Origin of the sequence: Streptomyces sp. CA2R106 (genome assembly GCF_037034245.1) — a bacterium.
Classification (GTDB): Bacteria; Actinomycetota; Actinomycetes; order Streptomycetales; family Streptomycetaceae; genus Actinacidiphila.
This window is the reverse complement of record NZ_JBAGKC010000004.1, coordinates 187,647-212,254: the sequence shown is the minus strand read 5'-3', so window position 1 is coordinate 212,254 and position 24,608 is coordinate 187,647. Positions and strand designations below refer to the sequence as shown.

18 protein-coding genes are annotated in these 24,608 nt (G+C 73.4%); 12 read left to right on the top strand and 6 right to left on the bottom strand.

All coding sequences use genetic code 11. From position 1 onward, the window contains the following. Nucleotides 1-25: 25 nt before the first annotated feature. Nucleotides 26-514 (bottom strand): PaaI family thioesterase, encoded by a 489-nt coding sequence (locus WA788_RS08690; protein WP_335973605.1) that lies wholly within the window; start codon nt 512-514, stop codon nt 26-28. A gap of 114 nt (nt 515-628) precedes the next feature. Further along, on the bottom strand, nt 629-2,914 hold the full coding sequence (locus tag WA788_RS08685; RefSeq protein ID WP_335973603.1) for an FdhF/YdeP family oxidoreductase: 2,286 nt from the start codon (nt 2,912-2,914) through the stop codon (nt 629-631). 269 nt (nt 2,915-3,183) lie between these two features. On the opposite strand from WA788_RS08685, the gene polA reads away from it, so the two are divergent. Together polA and WA788_RS08675 are read left to right on the top strand one after the other, a co-directional pair. Continuing rightward, the gene (gene polA, locus WA788_RS08680) at nt 3,184-5,850 is read left to right on the top strand and encodes a DNA polymerase I (RefSeq protein ID WP_335974152.1); all 2,667 of its coding nucleotides are present in this window, start codon (nt 3,184-3,186) and stop codon (nt 5,848-5,850) included. 205 nt (nt 5,851-6,055) lie between these two features. Continuing rightward, the gene (locus WA788_RS08675; protein WP_335973600.1) at nt 6,056-7,342 is read left to right on the top strand and encodes a lytic transglycosylase domain-containing protein; all 1,287 of its coding nucleotides are present in this window, start codon (nt 6,056-6,058) and stop codon (nt 7,340-7,342) included. A gap of 78 nt (nt 7,343-7,420) precedes the next feature. On the opposite strand, the gene hrpB is transcribed toward WA788_RS08675, so the two are convergent. Continuing rightward, on the bottom strand, nt 7,421-9,937 hold the full coding sequence (gene hrpB / locus WA788_RS08670) for an ATP-dependent helicase HrpB (protein WP_335973597.1): 2,517 nt from the start codon (nt 9,935-9,937) through the stop codon (nt 7,421-7,423). Continuing rightward, nucleotides 9,934-10,803: a class I SAM-dependent methyltransferase gene (locus tag WA788_RS08665; protein ID WP_335973593.1), complete on the bottom strand. Its 870-nt coding sequence runs from the start codon at nt 10,801-10,803 to the stop codon at nt 9,934-9,936. The genes hrpB and WA788_RS08665 overlap by 4 nt, the downstream gene beginning before the upstream one ends. A gap of 293 nt (nt 10,804-11,096) precedes the next feature. Here WA788_RS08665 and rpsA point away from each other — a divergent pair, with 293 nt between their 5' ends. From rpsA to WA788_RS08640, 5 genes are all read left to right on the top strand, one after another. After that, complete coding sequence (rpsA, locus tag WA788_RS08660; protein ID WP_335973589.1) at nt 11,097-12,599, top strand: 30S ribosomal protein S1; 1,503 nt, start codon at nt 11,097-11,099, stop codon at nt 12,597-12,599. 195 nt (nt 12,600-12,794) lie between these two features. Continuing rightward, nucleotides 12,795-13,730 (top strand): PAC2 family protein, encoded by a 936-nt coding sequence (locus WA788_RS08655; protein ID WP_335973584.1) that lies wholly within the window; start codon nt 12,795-12,797, stop codon nt 13,728-13,730. A gap of 85 nt (nt 13,731-13,815) precedes the next feature. Next, complete coding sequence (coaE, locus tag WA788_RS08650) at nt 13,816-14,424, top strand: dephospho-CoA kinase (RefSeq protein WP_335973580.1); 609 nt, start codon at nt 13,816-13,818, stop codon at nt 14,422-14,424. Between the two features lie 135 nt (nt 14,425-14,559). Continuing rightward, nucleotides 14,560-14,925, top strand: a complete 366-nt coding sequence (locus WA788_RS08645) for a tetratricopeptide repeat protein (protein ID WP_335973576.1) — start codon at nt 14,560-14,562, stop codon at nt 14,923-14,925. A gap of 32 nt (nt 14,926-14,957) precedes the next feature. After that, nucleotides 14,958-15,893 carry a slipin family protein gene (locus tag WA788_RS08640; protein WP_335973572.1) on the top strand — a complete coding sequence of 312 codons (936 nt, stop codon included), beginning with the start codon at nt 14,958-14,960 and terminating at the stop codon, nt 15,891-15,893. A gap of 63 nt (nt 15,894-15,956) precedes the next feature. On the opposite strand, the gene WA788_RS08635 is transcribed toward WA788_RS08640, so the two are convergent. After that, the gene (locus WA788_RS08635) at nt 15,957-16,484 is read right to left on the bottom strand and encodes a methylated-DNA--[protein]-cysteine S-methyltransferase (protein WP_335973568.1); all 528 of its coding nucleotides are present in this window, start codon (nt 16,482-16,484) and stop codon (nt 15,957-15,959) included. Between the two features lie 141 nt (nt 16,485-16,625). On the opposite strand from WA788_RS08635, the gene uvrB reads away from it, so the two are divergent. The 5 genes from uvrB to WA788_RS08610 all read left to right on the top strand — a co-directional run bounded on the left by uvrB (nt 16,626) and on the right by WA788_RS08610 (nt 23,851). Continuing rightward, nucleotides 16,626-18,722, top strand: a complete 2,097-nt coding sequence (gene uvrB / locus WA788_RS08630) for an excinuclease ABC subunit UvrB (RefSeq protein WP_335973564.1) — start codon at nt 16,626-16,628, stop codon at nt 18,720-18,722. 182 nt (nt 18,723-18,904) lie between these two features. After that, nucleotides 18,905-19,483, top strand: coding sequence for a TerD family protein (locus WA788_RS08625; protein WP_335973561.1), 579 nt, complete (start codon nt 18,905-18,907; stop codon nt 19,481-19,483). 86 nt (nt 19,484-19,569) lie between these two features. Then, nucleotides 19,570-21,483, top strand: coding sequence for a TerD family protein (locus tag WA788_RS08620; RefSeq protein WP_335973556.1), 1,914 nt, complete (start codon nt 19,570-19,572; stop codon nt 21,481-21,483). Nucleotides 21,484-21,598: 115 nt separating this feature from the next. After that, entirely contained in the window at nt 21,599-22,663 is a 1,065-nt protein-coding gene (locus WA788_RS08615; protein WP_335973554.1) for a TerC family protein, read from the top strand. Nucleotides 22,664-22,801: 138 nt separating this feature from the next. Beyond that, the gene (locus WA788_RS08610; protein ID WP_335973551.1) at nt 22,802-23,851 is read left to right on the top strand and encodes a cytochrome c oxidase assembly protein; all 1,050 of its coding nucleotides are present in this window, start codon (nt 22,802-22,804) and stop codon (nt 23,849-23,851) included. Nucleotides 23,852-23,913: 62 nt separating this feature from the next. On the opposite strand, the gene WA788_RS08605 is transcribed toward WA788_RS08610, so the two are convergent. Then, nucleotides 23,914-24,570, bottom strand: a complete 657-nt coding sequence (locus tag WA788_RS08605; protein ID WP_335973549.1) for an MBL fold metallo-hydrolase — start codon at nt 24,568-24,570, stop codon at nt 23,914-23,916. Nucleotides 24,571-24,608 lie beyond the last annotated feature (38 nt).

Sequence of the window (24,608 nt, the reverse complement as noted above, 5' to 3'; positions counted from 1 at the left end):
GGGGCGGTGGGCCGGCCGGGGGCGCTCAGGCGGTGGCGGTGGGGGCGGGCTGGGGCGGGGAGGCGGGGCGCAGCATGCAGGTGAGGCGCGCGGTGCAGACCCGCTTGCCGCTGGCGTCGTCGGTGATGACGATCTCGTAGCTGGCCGAGGACCGCCCCCGGTGCACCGGCGTCGCCGTCCCCGTCACGCTCCCACTGCGCACACTGCGGTGATGCGTCGCATTGAGGTCCACCCCGACCGCGATCTTGCTCGGCCCCCCGTGCAGCATCGCCCCGACCGACCCCAGCGTCTCCGCCAGTACCGCGGACGCCCCGCCGTGCAGCAGCCCGTACGGCTGCGTGTTGCCCTCGACGGGCATGGTGCCCACCACCTTCTCGGACGTGGCCTCGACGATCTGGATGCCCATCCGCCCGCCGAGCGGCCCGGCCGAGAAGAACGACGGCAGGTCGATGCCGAGCCCGGCGTACTGCGCCAGGGTCTCCGGGGAGAACTGGGTGGGGGTCTGCTCGCCCATGCGGGTCGGCTCCGTTCTGCCGGTGGTGGTGCGGTCGGGAGGCGCGGGACGGCCGGTGCGGCCGGCGCGCAGATCGAGGGTAAGGGCCGGTCGGACCCGCCGTCCGGCCGGGGGTCAGGGCCGGTCCGGCCGGTGCGGTTCGAGCCGGATCACCACGGACTTCGACGCCGGGGTGTTGCTGGTGTCGGCGGTGTGGTCGAGCGGGACCAGCACATTGGTCTCGGGGTAGTACGCGGCGGCGCACCCGCGGGGGGTGGGGTAGTGCACGACGCGGAAGCCGTCGGCGCGGCGCTCGGCGCCGTCGGTCCACTCGCCGACGAGGTCGGCGTAGTCGCCGTCGGCGAGGCCGGCCGCGGCGGCGTCGTCGGGGTGGACGAGGACGACGCGGCGGCCGTTCCGGATGCCGCGGTAGCGGTCGTCGAGGCCGTAGATGGTGGTGTTGTACTGGTCGTGGGAGCGCAATGTCTGGAGCAGCAGCCGCCCGGCGGGGACCTCGGGGTACTCCAGGGGCGCGGCGGTGAAGTTGGCCTTGCCGGTGGCGGTGGGGAAGGTGCGGCTGTCGCGCGGCGCGTGCGGCAGGGTGAAGCCGCCGGGGCGGCGGACGCGGGTGTTGAAGTCGTCGAAGCCGGGGACGACGCGGGAGATGCGGTCGCGGATCTGGTCGTAGTCGGCTTCGAAGTCGGCCCAGGGGATGCCGTGCCGGGGGCCGAGCACCGCGCGGGCGAGGCGGCTGACGATGGCCGGTTCGGAGAGCAGCTGGGGTGAGGCGGGGGGCAGGTTGCCGCGGGAGGCGTGCACCATGCCCATGGAGTCCTCGACGGTGACGAACTGGTCGCCGCCGGCCTGCCGGTCCTTCTCGGTGCGGCCGAGGGTGGGCAGGATCAGCGCGCGGGCGCCGGTGACGGTGTGCGAGCGGTTGAGTTTGGTGGAGACGTGGACGGTCAACCGGGCGTTGCGGACGGCCGCTTCGGTGACGTCGGTGTCGGGGGAGGCGGCGACGAAGTTGCCGCCCATGGCGAGGAAGACCTTGGCGGTGCCGTCGCGCAGGGCGCGGATGGCGCGGACGACGTCGTAGCCGTGGTGGCGGGGCGGCGCGAAGCCGAACTCCCGTTCCAGGGAGTCGAGGAAGGCGGGCGCGGGGCGTTCGAAGATGCCCATGGTGCGGTCGCCCTGGACGTTGGAGTGGCCGCGGACGGGGCAGACACCGGCGCCGGGGCGGCCGACGTTGCCGCCGAGCAGCAGGAAATTGACGACCTCGCGGATGGTGGGGACGGCGTGCTTGTGCTGGGTCAGGCCCATGGCCCAGCACACGACGACGCTCCTGGCGCCGCGTACGAGGGTGTGCAGTTCCTCGATCTCGGCGCGGGTCAGGCCGGTGGCGCGTTCGACCTCGGCCCAGTCGGCGGCGCGGGCGGCGGCTTCGTACTCCTGGTAGCCGTGGGTGTGGGTGGCGATGAAGTCGTGGTCGAGGGCGTCGTCCTCGATCAGGAGGCGGCCCAGGGCGCGGAAGAGGGCCTGGTCGCCGCCGAGCCGGATGGGCAGGTGCAGGTCGGACAGCGCGGTGCCGCGCCCGGCCAGTCCGGTGGCGGTCTGCGGGTTCTTGAAGCGTTCGGTGCCGGCTTCGGCGAGCGGGTTGACGGTGACGATGCGGGCGCCGCCGTGCTTCGCCTTCTCCAGTGCGGAGAGCATCCGCGGGTGGTTGGTGCCGGGGTTCTGGCCGGCGACGATGATGAGTTCGGCGCGGTGCAGGTCTTCCAGGAGCACGCTGCCCTTGCCGACGCCGAGGGTCTCGGTCAGTGCGGAGCCGGAGGACTCGTGGCACATGTTGGAGCAGTCGGGGAGGTTGTTGGTGCCGTAGGCGCGGGCGAAGAGCTGGAAGAGGAAGGCGGCTTCGTTGCTGGTGCGGCCGGAGGTGTAGAAGACGGCCTCATCGGGGCTGTCCAGGGCGGTCAGTTCGCCGGCGATGATCTCGAACGCCCGCTCCCAGGGGACCGCTTCGTAGTGGTCGGCGCCTTCGGGCAGGTACATCGGCTGGGTGATCCGGCCCTGCTGGCCGAGCCAGTAGCCGCTGCGGCGCGCCAGCTCCGAGACGGGGTGGGCGGCGAAGAAGTCCGGGGTGACCCGGCGCAGCGTCGCCTCCTCCGCGACGGCCTTGGCGCCGTTCTCGCAGAACTCGAACGTGTGGCGGCGCTCGCCCTCGGGCCACGCGCAGCCCGGGCAGTCGAAGCCGTTCTTCTGGTTGACCTTCAGCAAGGTCAGTGCGGTCCGCCGCGCGCCCATCTGCGCGTCGGCGATCCTCATGCTCTTCGCGACCGCGGTCAGCCCCGCGGCAGCGTGCTTGGGCGCACCGACATCCGGCGCGTCCTGTACGGGGTCACCACCAGGGGGCTTCTTCGCCATGCCCCCATCCTCCCACCTGCTCACCTTCGAGCGCTTGCGGTCCGGCCCGCCCGTGGTAGCCGGTGAGCCGAAGGGCGCGCCGGTGTCGAAAGGGAGAACACGCGGAGTCCCCGAGGAACGAGGGGTCGAGCATGATCGACCGTCGACACCGGGTTAAAGCGCCCGGAGGCGAACCGGCGGCAAGAAAAAATGTCGGTGGGGCGTGGGAGGATCGGGATGTGGCTGAGAAAGTATCCGGATCGAAGACGACGACCGACCGACCGCGGCTGATGCTGCTCGATGGGCATTCGCTGGCGTACCGGGCGTTCTACGCGCTGCCCGTGGAGAACTTCAACACGGTCACGGGGCAGCCGACGAACGCGGTGTACGGGTTCGCGTCGATGCTGGCGAACACGCTGCGCGACGAGCAGCCCACGCATCTGGCGGTGGCGTTCGATGTGTCCCGCAAGACCTGGCGGTTCGACGAGTACCCGGAGTACAAGGCGACCCGTTCGAAGACGCCGGACGAGTTCAGCTCGCAGGTCGCGCTGATCGGGGAGCTGCTGGACGCGATGGTGGTGCCGCGCTTCGCGGTGGAGGGCTTCGAGGCCGACGACATCATCGCCACCTTGGCCACGCAGGCGGAGGCGCTGGGTTACGAGGTGCTGATCGTCACCGGTGACCGGGACGCCTTCCAGCTCGTCTCGGACCACGTCACGGTGCTGTATCCGACGAAGGGCGTCTCGGAGCTGACCCGCTACACCCCGGCGAAGGTCGAGGAGCGGTACGGCCTGACCCCCGCGCAGTACCCGGACTTCGCGGCGCTGCGCGGCGACCCGTCGGACAACCTGCCGGGCATCCCCGGTGTCGGCGAGAAGACCGCGGCCAAGTGGATCATGCAGTTCGGCTCGTTCGCGGAGCTGTGCGCGCGGGTGGACGAGGTGAAGGGCAAGGCGGGCGAGAACCTGCGGGCCCACCTGGACGCGGTGAAGCTGAACCGGCGGCTGACCGAGATGGTGCGGGACGTGGCGCTGCCCGCGAGCGCGGACGGGTTGGGCCGGGAGCCGTACGACCGCGAGTCGCTCGGCCAGGTGCTGGACGCGCTGGAGTTCCGCAACCCGAACTTCCGGGAGCGGCTGTTCGCCGCCGACCCGGGCGCGGCCGCGGAGGAGGCGGAGATCGCCGAGGGGGTGGCGGTCGAGGGTGTGGTGCTGTCGGCGGGTGAGCTGCCGGGCTGGTTGGAGGGGCACGCCGGGGGCCCGGTGGGGCTGGCGAGCGTGGACACCTGGGCGCTGGGGTCCGGCGCGGTCAGCCAACTCGCGCTGGCCGCGGGGGAGGACGCGGCGTGGTTCGACCCGGCGCAGTTGGACGGGGCGGACGAGAAGGCGTTCGCGCAGTGGCTGGCCGATCCGTCGCGCCCCAAGGTGGTGCACAACGCGAAGAACGCGATGCGGGTCTTCGCCGAGCACGGCTGGCAGTTGGCGGGTGTCGGGATGGACACGGCGCTGGCGGCGTATCTGATCAAGCCGGGCCGCCGGTCGTTCGCGCTGGACGTGCTGTCGGTGGAGTATCTGGGCCGTGAGCTGGCGCCGGCTGCCTCGGACGGCGGCCAGTTGGCGTTCGGCGAGGAGGACGACGGGGAGTCGGCCGCCGCCGAGGCGCTGATGGTGCAGGCGCGGACTGTGCTGGACCTGGGCGAGGTGTTCGGGCAGCGGCTGCCGGAGGTGGGCGCCGCGGAGCTGCTGCGGGACGTGGAGCTGCCGACGTCGGCGCTGCTGGCGAAGATGGAGCGGGCCGGGATCGCCGCGGACCGGGCCCATCTGGAGGGGCTGGAGCAGCAGTTCGCTGCCGCGGTGCGGCACGCGGTCGAGGAGGCGCACGCCTCGGTGGGCCACGAGTTCAACCTCGGCTCGCCCAAGCAGCTCCAGGAGGTGCTCTTCGGCGAGCTGGGCCTGCCCAGGACGAAGAAGACGAAGACCGGTTACACCACCGACGCCGACGCGCTGGCGTGGCTGGCCGGGCAGACCGACCACGAGCTGCCGGTGATCATGCTGCGCCACCGGGAGCAGGCGAAGCTGCGGGTCACCGTCGAGGGCCTGGTCAAGACGATCGCGCCCGAGGGCCGTATCCACACCACGTTCAGCCAGATCGTCGCGGCGACCGGCCGGCTGTCCTCCACGGACCCCAATCTGCAGAACGTGCCGGTGCGTACCGACGAGGGCCGGGCGATCCGCCGGGGCTTCGTCGTCGGCGAGGGGTACGACTCGCTGCTGACGGCCGACTACAGCCAGATCGAACTGCGGGTGATGGCGCACCTGTCGGAGGACGACGGGCTGATCGCGGCGTTCACCTCCGGCGAGGACCTGCACACCACGGTCGGCTCGCAGGTCTTCTCGGTGCCGCGCGACAAGGTCGACGCCGAGATGCGCCGCAAGATCAAGGCGATGTCGTACGGGTTGGCGTACGGGCTGTCGGCGTTCGGGCTGTCCCAGCAGCTCGGGATCGAGGCGGCCGAGGCGCGGGCGCTGATGGAGACGTACTTCGAGCGGTTCGGCGGGGTGCGGGACTATCTGCGCCGCGCGGTGGAGGAGGCCCGCGGCACCGGGTACACCGAGACGCTGCTCGGCCGGCGCCGCTATCTGCCCGACCTCAACAGCGACAACCGGCAGCGCCGGGAGATGGCCGAGCGCATGGCGCTGAACGCGCCGATCCAGGGGTCGGCCGCGGACATCGTCAAGATCGCGATGCTCCGGGTCGACCAGGCCCTCACCGACCGGCAGTTGGCCTCGCGCATGCTGCTCCAGGTGCACGACGAAATCGTGGTGGAGGTCGCTCCGGGCGAACGCGAGCAGGTGGAGGCGCTGGTGCGGCATGAGATGTCCACCGCGTACCCGCTGCGTGCGCCGCTGGACGTCTCCGTGGGCTCGGGCCCGGACTGGGAGTCGGCCGCGCACTAGGGGGAAGCGGCCGGGGGCGGCCGGGGCGCCCGGGGTGGGGGCCGCCGGAAGGGGCCTCGCGGGTCCGGGTGCACACCGCACGACAGCTCCCGGACGCTGTGGATTCACCGACGGGCCATGGTCGCGGGGCTGAAGTTGCCGTAGGGTCGTGCGAGTTGTGGAGCCGGGACAGGCTCACATATCGCTTTCGGGGAGGGACGCCGATATGGCAGCGCGGCGCTTCGGCACCAGCAAGAGGGTTCGTAGGGGAGCGGCGGGCACCGTGGTGGCCGCCGCGGCCATGGCGGCGCTGGGCGCCTCGCAGGCCCCCGGCCTGATCCAGGTCGCCCACGCCGCCGCGCAGGACCAGCAGCAGTCCCAGGCGAGCACCACTCCGGACGGCTCGATCGACGGCGACTCCCCGTACGTCACCGAACTCCCGCCGCTGAGCAGCCCGCAGGGCCCGGTCGCCTCGCCCACCGGCACCGGCACGGACACGGACGTGACGGTGTCCGGCGGCGCGAGCCTGCCGACGACGGTGCTCGCCGCCTACCAGCGCGCGCAGGCGTCGGTCGCGGAGTCCGACCCGGGCTGCCACCTGCCGTGGCAACTGCTCGCCGCGATCGGCCAGGTGGAGTCCGGGCAGGCCCGCGGCGGCGCGGTCGACGCCAACGGCACCACGTACAAGCCGATCCTCGGCCCGGTGCTCAACGGCGACGGCTTCGCGAACATCTCCGACACCGACAACGGCAAGTACGACGGGGACGCGGTGCACGACCGGGCCGTCGGGCCGATGCAGTTCATCCCGTCCACCTGGCGCACCTGGGGCGCGGACGGCAACGGCGACGGGGTGAGCGACCCGAACAACATCTACGACGCGGCGCTCGCCGCCGCGCACTACCTGTGCGCCGACGGCCGGGACCTGGCGGTGCCCGCCGACATGGACCGGGCGATCCTCGGCTACAACCACTCGCAGGACTACCTGAACCTGGTGATGGCCTGGTACGAGCACTTCCGGCAGGGCGGCACCGTCACGGTGCCGGACCGGTCGGGTTCGGCCAGCCCCGCGCTCAGCCCGTCGACATCCCCGACGCCCTCCCCGAGCAAGACGGCCACCCCGACGCCGTCCGCCTCGGGCACCGCCTCGCCGTCGCCGTCCCCGACGAAGAGCGTCAGCGGCACCGTGGCACCCAGCTCCCCGGCCTCCTCCAGCCCGACGACCAGCCCGAGCGGCGGCGCGTCCACCACCCCGCCCACCAGCAGCGACCCGTCGACCTCACCCACCACGCCGCCCACCAGCAGCACCCCGACGGACCCGGGCTGCACCACGGACACCCCGACGCCGACGGACTCCGCCACCGCGAGCCCGACCGACTCGCCGACCGACTCGACCACGCCCGACCCCACGTGCGGCAGCGACGACTCCGGCAGCTCGGACGGTACCTCCCCCTCGGCGACCCCCGACCCCACCGACACGGCGGGCACGGCCACGGGCGCAGCACTCAGCTCGTAAGCGGCCGACCCGCAAGCGGCCGGCTCGTAAGGCGTCAGTGTGTGAGGCGCGCCGGGCTCGTACCGCGGGCGCGGCTCCTCAGCGCCGGGTGGGCGGCGCCGCCGTCGGGTCCTGCGGCCAGGAGTGGCGCGGGTAGCGCCCGCGCAACTCCGCCCGCACCGCCCGGTACCCCTCGCGCCAGAAGGACGCGAGGTCGGCCGTGACCGCGGCCGGCCGCCCGGCCGGGGACAGCAGGTGCACCAGCACCGGCACCCCGGCCACCTGCGGGGTCTGCCGCAACCCGAACAACTCCTGGAGCTTGACCGCCAGTACGGGCTGCTCACCGCTGTAGTCGACGCGGATCTTCGACCCGGTCGGCACCGCGATCCGCTCGGGCACCAGCTCGGCGAAGCGCGCCGCCTCACCGGTCGCCCAGGGCAGCAGCCGCTGCAACGCCGCCCCGGCGTCGGCGCGTTCGAGGTCGGCGCGGCGCCGGGCGGCGGCCAGCTCGGGGCCCAGCCACTCCGGTGCCCGCTCCAGCAGGGCCTGTTCGGCCACGTCCGGCCACGCCCCGCCCAGCACCCGGTGCGCGAACGCCATCCGCTGCCGCAGGCCCGCCGCCTCGCGCGACCAGCGCAGCAGCCCCGTGCCCTCGGCCCGCAGCCCCTCCAGGAGCGCGGCCCGCAGCAAGGACGGCTCGGGGCGGCGCAGCGGCGCGGTGCCCAACTCGATCGCGCCCAGCCGTTCCACGCGGCGCGCGACCACGTCGCCGTCGCGCCACCGCACCTCCTCGTACGACTCCAGGACGCCGCCCGCCGCCTGCCGGGCGATGCCCTCGTCGATGACGGCCGCGACCCGCACCCGCGCACCGGCCCGGCCCGCGCCCCGGTCGGCGACCGCGACGGCGACCCACTCCGCCTCGCCGACGCCGCCGCCGACCTCGGCCGCGGTGCCGCCGGCCATGAGGTAGGCGCCCGGGCCGCGGCGCCGCGCGACCCGTTCGGGAAACGCCAGCGCGGCGACCAGCCCGGCCACCGCGTCGTCGGACAGCCGCCCGCCGCCCGCGGGCGGCTCGGCCGGCTGGCCGCCGCGCGGCAGTGCGGAGCGCAGGGCGGCCTCCAGGCGGCGGGCCTCGGCGCGCCAGCGCCGGGCGTAGGGGTCGCCGCCGCGGCCGGCCCGGTGCCAGGCGGCGGTCAGGTCGGAGCCGTAGGAGCCGGGGAGTTCCTCGGACAGCAGGGCGGTGACCTCCGCGGCCCGGGCGGCGCCCGCCTCGGGGGCGGCGTCCAGCAGGGCACGGCCCAGCCGGGGGTGCAGCCCGAGCAGGGCGAGCCGCCGGCCGCGGTCGGTGGCGCGGCCGGCACCGTCCACGGCGCCGAGCCCGTGCAGGGTGGCGCGGGCCGCGGCGAGCGCGCCGGGCGGGGGGGCGTCGAGCAGGGCGAGCCCCTCGGCGTCCGGCGCACCCCAGCAGGCGGCCTGGAGCGCGAACGCGGTCAGGTCGGCCAGCGCGATCTCGGGCGCGGGCAGCCGCGGCAGCCGGGCGTGCTCGGCCTCGGCCCAGCAGCGGTAGACGGTGCCGGGCGCCTCCCGCCCGGCGCGGCCGGCCCGCTGCTCGGCGGCGGCGCGGGAGACCCGCACCGTGGACAGGGTGCCAAGGCCGCGGGCGTGGTCCATCCGCGGCTCCCGGGCCAGCCCGCAGTCGACCACGACCCGCACCCCGGGCACGGTCAGGCTCGACTCGGCCACGGAGGTGGCCAGCAGCACCCGGCGGCGCTCCCCGGGCCGCAGCGCCGCGTCCTGTACGGCGGCGGGCGCGCGGCCGTACACCTGGAGCACCTCGGTCGGCCCGTCGGTGCCGAGCATCCCGGCGACCCGGGCGATCTCGCCCGCACCGGGCAGGAAGCACAGCACGTCGCCGTCCTGCTCGCGCAGCGCCCGCCGCACCGTGGCGGCCACGTGCTCCAGCAGCGCCGGGTCCACCCGGCCCCTGCTCGCGGCGGACGGAGCACCGCTGTGCGGGGGCCGCGGCGGGCGGGGCGGCGGCGCCCACCGCACCGCGACCGGGTGCAGGACCCCCTCGGCCTCGATCACCGGGCCGTCCAGCAGTTCCGCCCACGCCGCCGTGTCGGTCGTGGCGGACGCCGCCAGCAGCCGCAGTTCCGGGCGCAGCACGGAGCGTACGTCCAGCAGGAAGGCCGTCGCGGTGTCGGCGTCGAGGTGCCGTTCGTGGCACTCGTCGAGCATCACCGTGCCGACCCCGGCCAGTTCCGGGTCGCGTTGCAGCCGCTGGAGCAGCACTCCGGTGGTGACCACTTCCACCGCGGTCGCCGCCGACACCCGCCGCTCGCCGCGCACCGTGAAGCCGACGGTGCCGCCGACCTCCTCGCCCAGCAGCCACGCCATCCGCCGGGCGGCGGCCCGCGCGGCCATCCGCCGCGGCTCGGCCACCAGCACCCGGCCGGTGGACTCCGCGGCCAGCAGCAGCGGGACGAGCGTGGTCTTGCCGGTGCCGGGCGGCGCGGCCAGTACCGCGCGGCCCCGCTCCCGCAGCGCGGCCAGCAGCGCGGGCACGACCGCCGCGACCGGCAGGGCCAGGCCCTCGGGCCGCGGCCGGATCACGGCGCCAGGCAGACGAAGACCGCGGTGCCCGGCAGCAGCCGCCCGCGCAGCGGGGACCAGCCGCCCCACTCCTGCCCGTTCCAGTCCGGCCACTCGGGTTCGACCAGGTCGACCAGGCGCAGCCCGGCCGCGGTGATCTCCCGCACCCGGTCGCCCAGGGTGCGGTGGTGCTCGACGTAGACGGCCAGCCCCCGGTCGTCCTGCTCGACGTAGGGGGTGCGGTCGAAGTAGGAGGCGACGGCGGTCAGGCCCTCGGGGCCCGGCTCGTCGGGGAAGGCCCAGCGCACCGGGTGCGTCACGGAGAACACCCAGCGGCCGCCGGGCCGCAGCACCCGGGCCACCTCGCGGTGCACGCGGGCGGTGTCGGCGATGAAGGGCAGCGCGCCGTAGGCGGAGCAGACCAGGTCGAAGGAGGCGTCGGCGAAGGGCAGCGCGCCCGCGTCGGCCTGCACCAGGGCGGGCGCTGCGGCCGGGGCCGCCGCGGCGGGGACGTCTGCAACTGCATCCCCCGCCTCCAGGTCGATGCGGCGGGCGTGCTGGAGCTGGCGGTGGGACAGGTCGAGCGCGACCGGCCGGGCGCCGCGAGCGGCCAGCCAGCGCGAGCACTGGGCGGCGCCCGCGCCGACCTCCAGCACGTCCAGGCCCTTCAGGCCGGCGGCCGGGCCGAGCAGCGCGGCCTCGGCCTCGTCCAGGCCCTCCGGGCCCCACACGAAGCGGCCGTCGCCGAGGAAGTCGCCGTGCTCGCGCTGGTAGTCGTCGGCGTTGCGGTCCCACCAGCGGCGGTTCGCCCGGCTGCTCTCCGTGCTGCCCGCGGTGCGCCGGGTCGCTTCGGGTTCGGGTCCCTGGATCTCGGGTCCTTGGATCATCGCGGCAGTCGTCGTACTCTCTCAGAGGACCGGCAGGTGGCGGGTTTGCGTCGGTCGGGTCCGTTATGCGCCTGCTGTGCCTCTTCGCGCATTGACCGTGCCCGGCTGCCCCCGTATGCTACAAGTTGCGCTGCGAGCCTGCGCGCCTCAGACGGAGCAGGCCACGCTCGAACTGTTGCAGAACCCTCGGCCCCGCGGCCACGGGCCCTCACATGGTGGGGGCGACAGCTTGAAAAAGGTTCCCGGCGTAGCAGTACCTACGACTTACTGTCCGTACCGGAGTCCTTTCCCTAATGACGAGCAGCACCGAGGCCCCTCGTACCACCCCGCAGGTGGCGGTCAACGACATTGGCAACGAGGAAGCCTTCCTCGCCGCGATCGACGAGACGATCAAGTACTTCAACGACGGCGACATCGTCGACGGCGTCATCGTGAAGGTCGACCGGGACGAGGTCCTGCTCGACATCGGTTACAAGACCGAGGGCGTCATCCCCTCCCGCGAGCTGTCGATCAAGCACGACGTCGACCCCAACGAGGTCGTTGCCGTCGGCGACGAGATCGAGGCCCTGGTCCTCCAGAAGGAGGACAAGGAAGGCCGCCTGATCCTCTCGAAGAAGCGCGCCCAGTACGAGCGTGCCTGGGGCACCATCGAGAAGATCAAGGAAGAGGACGGCATCGTCACCGGTACCGTCATCGAGGTCGTCAAGGGCGGCCTCATCCTCGACATCGGCCTGCGCGGCTTCCTGCCCGCGTCGCTCGTCGAGATGCGCCGGGTCCGCGACCTCCAGCCGTACGTCGGCAAGGAGCTCGAGGCGAAGATCATCGAGCTGGACAAGAACCGCAACAACGTGGTCCTGTCCCGCCGTGCCTGGCTGGAGCAGACCCAGAGCGAGGTCCGCCAGACCTTCCTCACCACCCTCCAGAAGGGCCAGGTGCGCTCCGGCGTCGTCTCCTCGATCGTCAACTTCGGTGCGTTCGTGGACCTCGGCGGGGTCGACGGCCTGGTGCACGTCTCCGAGCTGTCCTGGAAGCACATCGACCACCCCTCCGAGGTCGTCGAGGTCGGCCAGGAGGTCACGGTCGAGGTCCTGGACGTCGACATGGACCGCGAGCGCGTCTCCCTGTCGCTGAAGGCGACCCAGGAAGACCCGTGGCAGCAGTTCGCCCGGACCCACCAGATCGGGCAGGTCGTGCCCGGCAAGGTCACCAAGCTCGTTCCGTTCGGTGCGTTCGTCCGCGTGGACGAGGGCATCGAGGGCCTGGTGCACATCTCCGAGCTGGCCGAGCGCCACGTGGAGATCCCCGAGCAGGTCGTCCAGGTCAACGACGAGATCTTCGTCAAGGTCATCGACATCGACCTGGAGCGCCGCCGGATCTCGCTGTCCCTCAAGCAGGCCAACGAGTCCTTCGGTGCCGACCCGGCCTCGGTCGAGTTCGACCCGACCCTGTACGGCATGGCCGCGTCCTACGACGACCAGGGCAACTACATCTACCCCGAGGGCTTCGACCCCGAGACCAACGACTGGCTCGAGGGGTACGACAAGCAGCGCGAGGAGTGGGAGGGCCAGTACGCCACGGCCCAGGCCCGCTTCGAGCAGCACCAGGCGCAGGTCATCAAGTCCCGCGAGGCCGACGAGCAGGCGGCGGCCGAGGCCGGCTCCGCCTCCCAGGCGGCGGCCTCCGGCGGCGGCGGTGGCGGTTCGTACTCCTCGGAGTCCGACGACAACAGCGGCGCCCTCGCCTCCGACGAGGCGCTCGCCGCGCTGCGCGAGAAGCTGGCGGGCGGCCAGAGCTGACGCTCCCCGCTCCAGGTTCCCCGGTGGGCCCGTTCCTCTCCTCGGAGAGGGGCGGGCCCACCGCCTTTCCGCCGGGCGGACACCCGGGGTGAACACCTGTGCACCGGCCGGAAAACGGGTTCGGGGCGCGCGGGCGGGAATGGCGGGCGGATACGGTTCGTTGTCGCTCACGAGGAGCAAGGGAGGACGATCACCGTGGCCGATCCGCAGGGGCTTTACGAGTACGTACCGGGCGGTGCCGAAGCCGTTGACGAAGCGGTCGGCGACACCGGACCCGTCCTGCTCTACTACTTCGAGGGGTACATGGACGCCGGCGAGACCGGCCAGCAGATCGCCCAGCACCTGCTGGACCGGCTCGACAACCAGCTCGTCGTGCGCTTCGACGCCGACCGGCTGGTCGACTACCGGGCCCGCCGCCCCCTGATGACCTTCGAAAGCGACCACTGGTCGTCGTACGAAGCGCCCTGCATCGACCTGTACCTGGTGCGGGACACCACCGGCACGCCGTTCCTGCTGCTCACCGGCTCCGAACCGGACGTGGAGTGGGAGCGCTTCAGCGCCGCCGTGCTCCAGGTCGTCGAGCGGCTCGGGGTGCGCCTGGCCATCAACTTCCACGGCATCCCGATGGGCGTCCCGCACACCCGCCCGGTCGGCCTGACCCCGCACGGCAACCGGGTGGACCTGGTGCCCGGCCACCGCGCCTGGTTCGAGGAGGCGCAGGTCCCCGGCAGCGCCGCCAGCCTGGTCGAGCTGCGGCTCGCCGAGGCCGGACGGGACGTCCTGGGCGTCGCCGCCCACGTGCCGCACTACCTGGCGCGCTCGCCCTACCCGGACGCCGCGCTCGCCGTCCTGGAGGCCGTCACCGGCGCCACCGGCCTGGTGCTGCCCGACGTCGCGCACGCGCTGCGCCGCGAGGCCCACACCGTCCGCGTCGAGATCGACCGCCAGGTCGCCGAGGGCGACAGCGAACTCGTCTCCGTCGTGCGGGGCCTGGAGAGCCAGTACGACGCGGTGACCGGCTCGCAGAGCCGGGAGAGCCTGATCGCCGAGCCGGTCGACCTGCCCACCGCGGACGACCTGGCCGCCGAGTTCGAGCGGTTCCTCGCCGACCGCGAAGACGACGGCCGCTGACGCCCGCTGACACCCCGTCGGGGCGCCCGCACCGCCCCGCCGGACCCGCCGGGGCCTGCCGAACGGCAGGCCCTAGGCTGCTGCCATGCTGAACGTGGGGCTGACCGGCGGCATCGGTGCCGGCAAGAGCGAAGTGACCCGGCTGCTGGGGTCGTACGGCGCGACAGTGGTGGACGCCGACCGTATCGCCCGCGAGGTGGTGGAGCCGGGCACCCCCGGACTGGCCGCCGTCGTCGCGGAGTTCGGGCCGGACGTGCTGCGCGCCGACGGCGCCCTGGACCGCCCCAGGCTCGGCGCGATCGTCTTCGCCGACGCCGACCGCCTCAAGGCGCTCAACGCGATCGTGCACCCGCTGGTCGCCGAGCGCTCCGCCGCACTCCAGCAGGCCGCCGGGCCGGACGCGATCGTGGTGCACGACGTGCCCCTGCTCACCGAGAACGGCCTCGCCCCGCGCTACGACCTGATCGTCGTCGTGGACGCCGCCCCCGCCACCCAACTCGACCGGCTGGTACGGCAGCGTGGCATGGCCGAGCCGGAAGCCCGCTCCCGGATGGCCGCGCAGGCCGCACGGGAGGAACGGCTGGCCATCGCGGACCTCGTCATCGACAACGACGGCCCGCTGGCGGACCTCGAACCGCAGGTGCGGAAGGTGTGGGAGCAACTGCGGGCACGGGCGGCCGCGGCGGGGGAGTAGCAGCACCCCGGGGCGGGCCGAGGGCGGGGCCGCGCAGGGGCCGGCCGGACCGGGAATGCGGTTGCCGCCGGTCGTGTTGGGTATGTCTGTCCAGACGATCAGTCGTCCCCGTGCCCGAGTTCCAGGGAGGCGGCCTTGCACGAGCGGTCCCCGGAAACCTTTGTCATCGACTACCGCGCCGCGGAGCAACTGCTCTCCGCCCGCGACCCGCGCGGCGCCGTCAAGCTGCTCGACCCCCTGGTCGCCGCGCACCCGGAGAACACCGCGGCCCGGCTGCTGCGGGCCCGCGCGTTCTTCGCCGCGGCCCAACTGCGCCCGGCCGAGCTGGAGTTCCAGATTGTTCTGGAACGGGAACCGGACAACGCCTTCGCACACTTCGCGCTGGCCCGTACCCTGGAGCGCGCCAACCGCTCCGCCGAAGCCCAGCGACACTTCCGGCTCGCCGCCGCGCTCGACCCGCGCCCCGACTACCTGGCAGCTGCCCGCTTCGACGCGAACTGACCCGCGAACCGACCTCGAGAAGGGGCCCGGGCATGGAAGCCGTCGTCGTCCTCGTGATCATCCTCGTCGTTGTCGGCCTGATCGGTCTGAAGAGCAGCGTCAAGGTGGTCAAGCAGTACGAACGCGGGGTGGTCTACCGCTTCGGCCGGGTCAGCGCCCTGCCGAAGCAGCCCGGCCCGCGGATGCTGGTGCCCTTCGTGGACCGTATGACGAAGGTCAACATGCAGGTCATCACGCTGCCGGTGCCCGCGCAGGACGGCATCACCCGCGACAACGTGTCGGTACGGGTCGACGCGGTGCTGTACTTCCGGGTGGTCGACCCGGTCCGGGCCACCGTGGACGTGCAGAACTACCAGTTCGCGATGCTCCAGGTCGCGCAGACCTCGCTGCGGTCCATCATCGGCAAGAGCGAGCTGGACGACCTGCTCTCCGGCCGGGAGCGCCTGCACGAGGGCCTGGAGCTGATGCTGGCCACCCCCGCCACCGGGTGGGGCGTGCACATCGACCGGGTCGAGATCAAGGACGTGGCGCTGCCGGAGTCCATGAAGCGGTCCATGGCCCGGCAGGCCGAGGCAGACCGGGAGCGGCGGGCCCGCATCATCACCGCCGACGGCGAACTCCAGGCGTCGCAGAAGCTCTCCCAGGCCGCGAAGACCATGGACGCCAACCCCTCCGCCCTGCAACTGCGGCTGCTGCAGACCGTGGTGGAGGTCGCCGCGGAGAAGAACTCCACGCTCGTCATGCCGTTCCCGGTGGAGATGCTGCGCTTCTTCGACCGGGCGGCGGCCGGCACCGGCGAGGCCGCCGGCAGCGACGGCACGAAGGCCGAGAGCGCAACGGGCGAGCCGGAGCGTACGGCCGAGGCCGGCGGCGGGACCGGGGCGGACGCGCCCGCGCCCGCGCCGGCCGAGCTGCCCCGGGCCGCCGGGCACCCCCAGATCCCCGACCCGCGCACCTCCGGGGAGTAGCGCGCCGGCGCCGACCGGCCAGAGCAGCGGCGCGGCCCGTTCCCTGGGAACACCGGAGCCCCGTCAGAACAGCGGGGCCGGGAGCACCCCCTCCAGCGCCAGCAGCGTCCGCTTGATCTCCAGACCGCCGCCGAAGCCGCCTATCCCGCCGCCGCTCTCCACCACCCGGTGGCAGGGCACGACCACCGGCAGCGGGTTCGCGCCCATCGCCGCGCCGACCGCCCGGGCCGCGCCCGGCTCGCCGACCCGGTCGGCCAGGTGCTGATACCCCACCACCGTCCCGTACGGCACGCCCGTGGCCAGCTCGCGCAGCACCCGCCGGTTGAACCCCGCGGTCAGCGACCAGTCCAGCGGCAGGTCGAACCGCCTCAGCTCCCCCGCGAAGTACGCGTCCAGCTGCTCGGAGACCGGCGCGGCGCGCACCGGGTCCTCCACCACCGGGCACCCCAGCCGCCGCTCCAGCGCGGCCACCTGCCGCGCCACCGTCCGCGGACCGGCCCGGAACGCCACCAGCACCAGCCCCTGACCGCTGCACGCGGCCATCAGCGGCCCCACCGCCGTCTCCTTCACCACCCACGCCACCTCGTCCATGCCCACCACGGTAGACCCGGGGTCCGACAACGCCCCCCGAACGCCCCCTGCCGCCGCGAAACCGCAGGTCAGAAGCGGTCCGCAGGGTGGGCCGGGGCGAGCGCGGCGCCGATTGTCACAGGGGAGCCGTACGGTGGTGTCATGCGGCCCGTTTCAGACATCGAACGCACTGTGGCGCCTTTCGAGGTCGTCAGTCCCTACCAGCCCAGCGGCGACCAGCCGGCGGCGATCGACGACCTCGAACGCCGTATCCGCGCCGGCGAGCAGGACGTGGTGCTGCTCGGCGCGACCGGCACGGGCAAGTCGGCGACCACCGCGTGGATGATCGAGCGGCTCCAGCGCCCCACCCTGGTGATGGCGCCGAACAAGACGCTGGCCGCCCAGCTCGCCAACGAGTTCCGCGAGCTCCTGCCGAACAACGCGGTCGAGTACTTCGTCTCCTACTACGACTACTACCAGCCGGAGGCGTACGTCCCGCAGACGGACACCTACATCGAGAAGGACTCGTCGATCAACGAGGAGGTGGAGCGGCTGCGCCACTCGGCGACGAACTCGCTGCTCACCCGCCGGGACGTCGTCGTGGTCGCCTCCGTCTCCTGCATCTACGGCCTGGGCACCCCGCAGGAGTACATCGACCGCATGGTCCGGCTCAAGGTCGGCGACGTGATCGACCGCGACCAGCTGCTGCGCAAGTTCGTCGACATCCAGTACACGCGCAACGACCTGGCGTTCACCCGCGGCACCTTCCGGGTCCGCGGCGACACCGTCGAGATCTTCCCGGTCTACGAACAGCTCGCGGTCCGCATCGAGATGTTCGGCGACGAGATCGAGGCGCTGTACACCCTGCACCCGCTCACCGGCGAGGTGATCACCGAGGACGAGCAGGTGTACGTCTTCCCCGCGACGCACTACGTGGCGGGACCCGAGCGGATGGAGCGGGCCATCGCCGGGATCGAGGCGGAGCTCGCCGACCAGCTCGCCCTGCTGGAGAGGCAGGGCAAGCTCCTCGAGGCCCAGCGGCTGCGGATGCGCACCACCTACGACATCGAGATGATGCGCCAGATCGGCACCTGCTCCGGCATCGAGAACTACTCGCGGCACATCGACGGCCGCGGCCCCGGCTCCGCGCCGGACACCCTCATCGACTACTTCCCCGAGGACTTCCTGCTGGTCGTCGACGAGTCGCACAACACGGTGCCGCAGATCGGCGCGATGTACGAAGGCGACGCGTCCCGCAAGCGCACCCTCGTCGACCACGGCTTCCGGCTGCCCTCCGCGCTGGACAACCGCCCGCTGAAGTGGGAGGAGTTCCTGACCCGGGTCGGCCAGAAGGTCTACCTGTCGGCGACCCCGGGGCCGTACGAACTCTCCCGCGGCGACGGCGTGGTGGAGCAGATCATCCGGCCGACCGGGCTGATCGACCCCGAGGTCGTGGTCAAGCCCACCGAGGGCCAGATCGACGACCTGGTGCACGAGATCCGGGTGCGCGCCGAGAAGGACGAGCGGGTCCTGGTCACCACCCTCACCAAGAAGATGGCCGAGGACCTCACCGACTACCTGCTGGAGCTGGGCGTGCAGGTGCGGTACCTGCACAGCGACATCGACACCCTGCGCCGGATGGAGCTGCTCCAGGAGCTGCGGGCCGGCGAGTTCGACGTCCTGGTCGGCATCAACCTGCTGCGGGAGGGCCTGGACCTGCCCGAGGTGTCGCTGGTGGCGATCCTCGACGCGGACAAGGAGGGCTTCCTGCGCTCGGGCACCTCCCTGATCCAGACCATCGGCCGCGCCGCCCGCAACGTCTCCGGCCAGGTGCACATGTACGCCGACCGGATCACCCCGGCGATGGAGAAGGCGATCGACGAGACCAACCGCCGCCGGGAGAAGCAGATCGCGTACAACACCGAGCGCGGCATCGACCCGCAGCCGCTGCGCAAGAAGATCGCCGGCATCCTGGATGCCTACGCCCGGGAGGAGGCCGACACCCAGGAGCTGCTCGGCTCCGGGCGGCAGCGCTCGCGCGGCAAGGCGCCGGTGCCGGCGCTGGGGGCGAAGTCCGGCGGGAAGCGGACGGCGGCCGCCCTGCCCGCCGAGGAACTGGCCGACCTCATCGCCGAGCTGACCGAGCAGATGCACACCGCGGCCGGCGAGTTGAAGTTCGAGGTCGCCGCCCGCCTGCGGGACGAGCTCGGCGACCTGAAGAAGGAGCTGCGGCAGATGCGGGAGGCGGGGATCGCGTAACCGCGGCAACACCGGCCCCGGCCACCCGTGTTGTGCCGCAGCGGCGCCGGCGGGCAAACGGAATCCCACGGCGACGAACCGGGATACGGTCCGGCGGCGTCTTGTTAGGGTGCGGACACGACTTTCCGTGCCAGAGCCGCGGACCAACCGATACGAACACAACGGGCGAGAGGGGACAGCGCGTGACGGTCAACATGACCAAGGGGCAGAAGATCAGCCTGAGCAAGGCTGACGGGGGGACGCTGACCGCGGTCAGGATGGGGCTGGGCTGGCAGGCCGCGCCGCGCCGGGGCCTGTTCGGCAGCCGCACCCGTGAGATCGACCTCGACGCCTCCGCGGTCCTCTTCGCCGACAAGCAGCCGGTCGACGTGGTGTTCTTCCGCCACCTGACCAGCGACGACGGCTCGGTCCGGCACACCGGCGACAATCTCGTCGGCGGCGCGGGCCAGGGCGGCGACGACGAGTCGATCATCGTCGACCTCCAGCGGGTCCCGGTGCACGTCGACCAGATCGTCTTCACCGTGAACTCCTTCACCGGCCAGACCTTCGCCGAGGTGCAGAACGCGTTCTGCCGCCTGGTGGACGAGACCAACGGCCAGGAGCTGGCCCGCTACACCCTCACCGGCGGCGGCCCGTACACCGCGCAGATCATGGCCAAGGTGCAGCGCGGCGCGAGCGGCTGGTCGATGACCGCGATCGGCACCGCGGCGAACGGCCGGACGTTCCAGGACCTGATCCCGGCGATCCTTCCCGCCCTCTAGGCGCAACACCGCGCGCCGCGCCCCGGAGCACCGGGCCGCGGTGCGCGGACGACCGGCACGACAACGAAAAGCAGGGGGCGGCTGGCATGACGGCCGAACTGGTCCGGGGGCAGAACCACCCGCTGCCCGGCAACCGGCTGGAGATCCGGGTGTCGGCAGGGACCCCGGTGGTGGCCGCGGTCACCCTGGGGGACGAGCACGGCCGCGCCGTCGGGCCGGACGGCGCCGACGCCACCGCCGGCCGGGAGTGGCTGGCCCACCCCGGCGCGCCGCAGTTGCCCGGCGTGGAGGTGCCGCGGCAGGCCGCCGCCGAGCACCGCCTCGCCGTGGACCTGGGCGCCATGCCGCAGCAGGTGCACCGAGTGCACATCCTGCTGGCCCTGCCGGCCGGCCGGGTCGGCGCCCCGGCGAACTTCGGTGCCGCGCCCGCCCCGCACGTGGCCGTCACCACCCCCGACGGCACCGCCATCGCCGGCTGCACCCTCACCGGCCTCGGCAGCGAGACGGCCCTGCTCGCCGTGGAGCTGTACCGGCGGCAGGGCGCGTGGAAGGTCCGCGCGGTCGGCCAGGGGTACGACGGCGGGCTGCCCGCGCTGCTGCTCGACCAGGGTGTGCCCGACGCCCGTACCGTCGCGGACGAGATCCATGAGGCGGTCGACCGCGAGCAGTCCCGTTCGGTGGACGCCCCCGTACCGCCCGCCGCCCCGGCGGCCGTCCCGGCGCCCGGTGCGCCCGGTGAGCCCGCGCGGTCCGGCCCGGTCGACTACCGCCACCCGCGCCGCCGTACGGCCGCCCAAGATGCCCAGGACGCCCAGGCCCCCGCGTCCCCGGCTCCGCCGCAGCCGCCCGCGGCCTCCGCCCCGGCCGCACAGCCCGCCCCGGCCGCCGCTCCCACCGGCCCGCCCGCCCCCGTCGCCGGGGACGCGGGCGGCTGGAGCATGGAGGAGCGGCTGCACAACCAGATCTGGGGCATGTTCGAGGACCTGGCCCGTACCGTCGCCGCCTACCGCAGCGCGGAGGACTTCGCGCAGTCCCGCTACGACCAGGAGTTGGACGCGCTCCTGGCCGATCCGCGCACCCGCGGCGGCGCGCAGGCCGAGGCCGCCCGGGACCAGGCGATGACCAAGCGGGTCGCGCTGATCGACCAGGCGCGGGCGGTCCTCGACCGCGACCTCGCCCAGCTCGCCGCCGAGGCCGAGGTGGTCGATCCCGCGCTGCCGCCCGCCTTCGCCGGCTGGGAGAACCCGGCCTGGCACGCCTACGAGGTGCCGCGCCGCCCGGCGATCGCGGTGCGGCTCGGTGGCCTGACCGTGCCCGAGGCGCCCGAGTTGGACATCCCGCTGCTGGTCCGGCTGCCGCTGGAGCGCGGCCTGTGGGTCGACAGCGCCGAGGACCGCGGGAAGGCGCTGGAGGTCGCCGTGGCGATCGCCGCCCGGCTGACCGCCTGCCACCCGGCCGGCGGCTTCGCGATGCAGGCGCTGGACCCGGCCGGTTCGGCCTCGGGCGCGCTCGCCCCGCTGTACGCCGGCGGCGCCCTGGTGCTGCCGCCGCCGGCCGCGGGCGCCGCGGGCGTCAGCGAGGTGCTCGGCCGCCTCACCGCGCGGGTCGACCTGCTCCACATGGCCATGCGCGGCGGCGCGGCCGACGCCCTGCCGCCCGGCTTCGACCAGGCCGAGCAGCTCCTGATCGTCAACGAGTTCCCGTACGGCTTCGACGACCGGGCGGTCAACCAGCTGCGCTACCTCGCCGACGAGGGGCCCGCCGCGGGCGTCCACCTGCTGCTGGTCGCCGACCGGGACGACGCCTCCGCGTACGGGCCGGTGCTGGACCCGCTGTGGCGCTCGATGCTGCGGCTGACCCCGCTGCCCAGCGACCACCTCGCCGACCCGTGGGTGGGCCACGCGTGGACGTACGAACCGGCGCTGGTGCCGCCGGGCAGCCAGGTGGTGGCGCAGGTGCTGCACAAGCTGGCGGCGGCGCGCCCGGCGTACGGCATGTGACGGTGCCCGGCGGGGCGGGGCGGGGCGCGGCCTCGCCCCGGCGGCGGTCTTTACCGTCTCTTGGCGATTCGGGTAAGGTCGCTTGACCGACCGAGACCGCCGGAGAGAGACCCCCGTGGATGTTTCCCTCACCGTCTGGTCGCTCACCATCGCCGGGCTGATCGCCCTCATCGGCGCCGACTTCCTCATCGGCCGCACCCCCCATGACGTGTCCGTCCGCGAGGCCGGGGTCTGGACCGCGGTCTGGGTCGTGCTCGCCGCGCTGTTCGGCGTCGGGCTGCTGCTCCTCGGCGGCGCCGCCCCGGCCGGGGAGTTCCTGGCCGGCTACGTCACCGAGAAGGCGCTCAGCGTCGACAACCTCTTCGTCTTCGTGCTGATCATGGCGAGGTTCTCGGTGCCCTCGCCCTACCAGCAGCGGGTCCTGCTGGTCGGCGTGCTCATCGCGCTGCTGCTGCGCGCGGTGTTCATCGCGGCGGGCGCGACGATCGTGGCCGCCTTCTCCTGGGTGTTCTTCGTCTTCGGCGCCTTCCTGGTGTGGACCGCCTGGAAGCTGGTCCGGGAGGCGATGGAGGGACCGCCCGCGGGTGAGGGGGAGTTCGAGGAGAACAAGCTGCTCAGGGCGGTGCGCAGGCGCGTTCCGTCGACCAGCCGCTACCACGGCACGCTGCTGTTCGTCACCGAGGACGGGCAGCGGCTGATGACCCCGATGCTCGTGGTGATGCTCGCCATCGGCAGCACCGACGTGCTCTTCGCGCTCGACTCGATCCCGGCGATCTTCGGCCTCACCCAGGACCCGTACATCGTCTTCACCGCCAACGCCTTCGCACTCATGGGCCTGCGCCAGCTGTACTTCCTCATCGGCGGGCTGCTCAGGCGCCTGGTGCACCTGTCGTACGGGCTGTCTCTGATCCTGGGCTTCATCGGCGTCAAGCTGCTGCTGCACGCCCTGCACGAAACCGGGGTGCACGTGCCGCAGATCTCCGTCCCCGTCTCCCTGGGGGTGATCCTGGCGGTGCTCGCGGTGACGACCGCCACGAGCCTGCTCGCCGGCCGCCGAGGGGTCCCGGCGGGGGCGCTGACCGTGGGGGAGCAGTCCCGTCAGGGTCCCGTCGACAGTGGCGCTGACCAGGGCGGACGGGACACGCGTCGGCAGGTCCGCGAACGCGGCCCGGACCTCTGACGGGCCCCTGCCGCAGCCCTCGGGGCGGGCTGCGGAAGCCGCGACACAGCCGCCCGCACCCGCCCCCCTGCGTCGGGCCGCGTCCGGCCGGGGACTAGCGTGTCAGCGTCGGTCCCGGACCCCGCGAAAGGCGCAGATGTGGCGACCACGGCAGCCGCACCCGGCTTCCAGGCACTGCCCGAGCTGACCGGGAGCCGCTTCCTCGGCACCTGGCACCTCGACGGCGTCGCGCTGGCCGCCGTCCTCCTGCTCGCCCTGGCATACGGCTACGGCGTACGGCGCAGGCTCGCGTCCGGCGGCCGCTGGCCGCTGTGGCGGGCCGCGCTGTTCTACGTCTTCGGCCTGGGCACCGTGGTCTTCGCGACCATGTCGGCGCTGGCGGTCTACAACCGGGTGCTGTTCTGGCCGGCCGCGGTGCAGAACATCCTGCTCGACCTGTTCGCGCCGCTCGGCCTCGCGCTCGGCGACCCGATCGGCCTGGCCGCCCCCGGCGGGCGGCTGCACCGCGCGTTCTCCTCCCGCCCGGTGCGCGCGCTGACCTACCCGCTGATCAGCTCGGTGCTGGTGCTCGTCTCCGAACTGACCATCTACTTCACGCCGTACTTCGCGCACTCGCTGGCGAACGACGCGGTACGGCAGCTGATGCACCTGCAACTGCTGCTCACCGGCTGCCTGTTCGTGCTGCCGATGCTCAGCCGCCAGGAGATGCTGCCGCGCTGGTGCAGCCACCCGGTGCGCGCGCTGCTGGTCTTCCTCGACGGGCTCTTCGACTCGGTGCCGGGGATCGTCGTGATGACCAGCGGCACCCTCGTGGCCGGGAACTGGTACCACGCGCACGGCCGCGACTGGGGGCCGTCGGTGCGGCGGGACCAGATGCTCGGCGGCGGCCTCATGCTGGCGCTGGCCGAACTCGTCGGGCTGCCGTTCCTGCTGCTGGTGTTCCTGGAGTGGTGGCGGGCCGAGCGGGACCGGACCGCGGCGCTCGACGCGGCCCTGGACCGCGAGGCCGCGCGGACCGCGCCCGCGCCCGTGGCGGCGCCCGAGATCCCGCAGGCGGCCCCTCCCACTGGTGCCGCTGCCTCCGCCGCTCCCGTGGCCGCGGCGGCGGCCGAGGTGCCGGCGACCACCCGCCCCTGGTGGGAGACGGACGAGGGCGAGATCGGCGCGCGGATGCGCCGGGGGCGCTGAGCGGCGCGGCCGGGGCCCGTACCTGACGGGGCCCCGGCCGCGATGAGAGTGCCCGGCGCTGCCTACCAGCCGCGCTCGCGCCACTCCGCGAGGTGCGGGCGCTCGGCGCCGATGGTCGTGTCGCTGCCGTGGCCGGGGTAGACCCAGGTCTCGTCCGGGAGCGCGTCGAAGAGCTTCGCCGACACTCCGTCCAGCAGGCTGGTGAAGGCGGCCGGGTCGTCGTGCGTGTTGCCCACGCCGCCGGGGAACAGGCAGTCGCCGGTGAACACGTGCGGGTGGCCGTGCGGATCGTCGTAGATCACCGCGATGCTGCCCGGGGTGTGGCCCACCAGGTGCCGGACGGTCAGGCGCAGCGGGCCCAGCGGGATGGTGTCGCCGTCGTCGAGCAGGGTGCCGGTGGGGACGGGGATGCCCGGGGCGTCCTCGCGCCCGGCGTACGTGGCCGCGCCGGTGGCCGTCACCACGTCCTGGAGCGCCTGCCAGTGGTCGCCGTGCTGGTGGGTGGTGACCACGGAGGTGAGACCATCGGAGCCGACGGCCTCCAGCAGGGCCCCCGCGTCGTCGGCCGCGTCGATGAGCAGCTGCTCGCCGGTGGCCCGGCTGCGCAGCAGGTACGCGTTGTTGTTCATGGGGCCGACCGCGATCTTCGTGATGATCAGGTCTTCCAGTTCGTGCACGTCGGGCTTGCCGCCGACCGTGACCTCTCCCGTATACGCCATGGGCACCAGCGTAGGGCCTGCGGCAACGGGGCCGCGGG

Excerpts from the sequence above, each read along its gene's own strand:
- WA788_RS08690 (WP_335973605.1), bottom strand. The coding sequence starts at position 514 with ATGGGCGAGCAGACCCCCACCCAGTTCTCCCCGGAGACCCTGGCGCAG.
- WA788_RS08685 (WP_335973603.1), bottom strand. The coding sequence starts at position 2,914 with ATGGCGAAGAAGCCCCCTGGTGGTGACCCCGTACAGGACGCGCCGGAT.
- polA (WP_335974152.1), top strand. The coding sequence starts at position 3,184 with ATGCTGCTCGATGGGCATTCGCTGGCGTACCGGGCGTTCTACGCGCTG.
- WA788_RS08675 (WP_335973600.1), top strand. The coding sequence starts at position 6,056 with ATGGCAGCGCGGCGCTTCGGCACCAGCAAGAGGGTTCGTAGGGGAGCG.
- WA788_RS08665 (WP_335973593.1), bottom strand. The coding sequence starts at position 10,803 with ATGATCCAAGGACCCGAGATCCAGGGACCCGAACCCGAAGCGACCCGG.
- rpsA (WP_335973589.1), top strand. The coding sequence starts at position 11,097 with ATGACGAGCAGCACCGAGGCCCCTCGTACCACCCCGCAGGTGGCGGTC.
- coaE (WP_335973580.1), top strand. The coding sequence starts at position 13,816 with ATGCTGAACGTGGGGCTGACCGGCGGCATCGGTGCCGGCAAGAGCGAA.
- WA788_RS08640 (WP_335973572.1), top strand. The coding sequence starts at position 14,958 with ATGGAAGCCGTCGTCGTCCTCGTGATCATCCTCGTCGTTGTCGGCCTG.
- WA788_RS08635 (WP_335973568.1), bottom strand. The coding sequence starts at position 16,484 with ATGGACGAGGTGGCGTGGGTGGTGAAGGAGACGGCGGTGGGGCCGCTG.
- uvrB (WP_335973564.1), top strand. The coding sequence starts at position 16,626 with ATGCGGCCCGTTTCAGACATCGAACGCACTGTGGCGCCTTTCGAGGTC.
- WA788_RS08620 (WP_335973556.1), top strand. The coding sequence starts at position 19,570 with ATGACGGCCGAACTGGTCCGGGGGCAGAACCACCCGCTGCCCGGCAAC.
- WA788_RS08605 (WP_335973549.1), bottom strand. The coding sequence starts at position 24,570 with ATGGCGTATACGGGAGAGGTCACGGTCGGCGGCAAGCCCGACGTGCAC.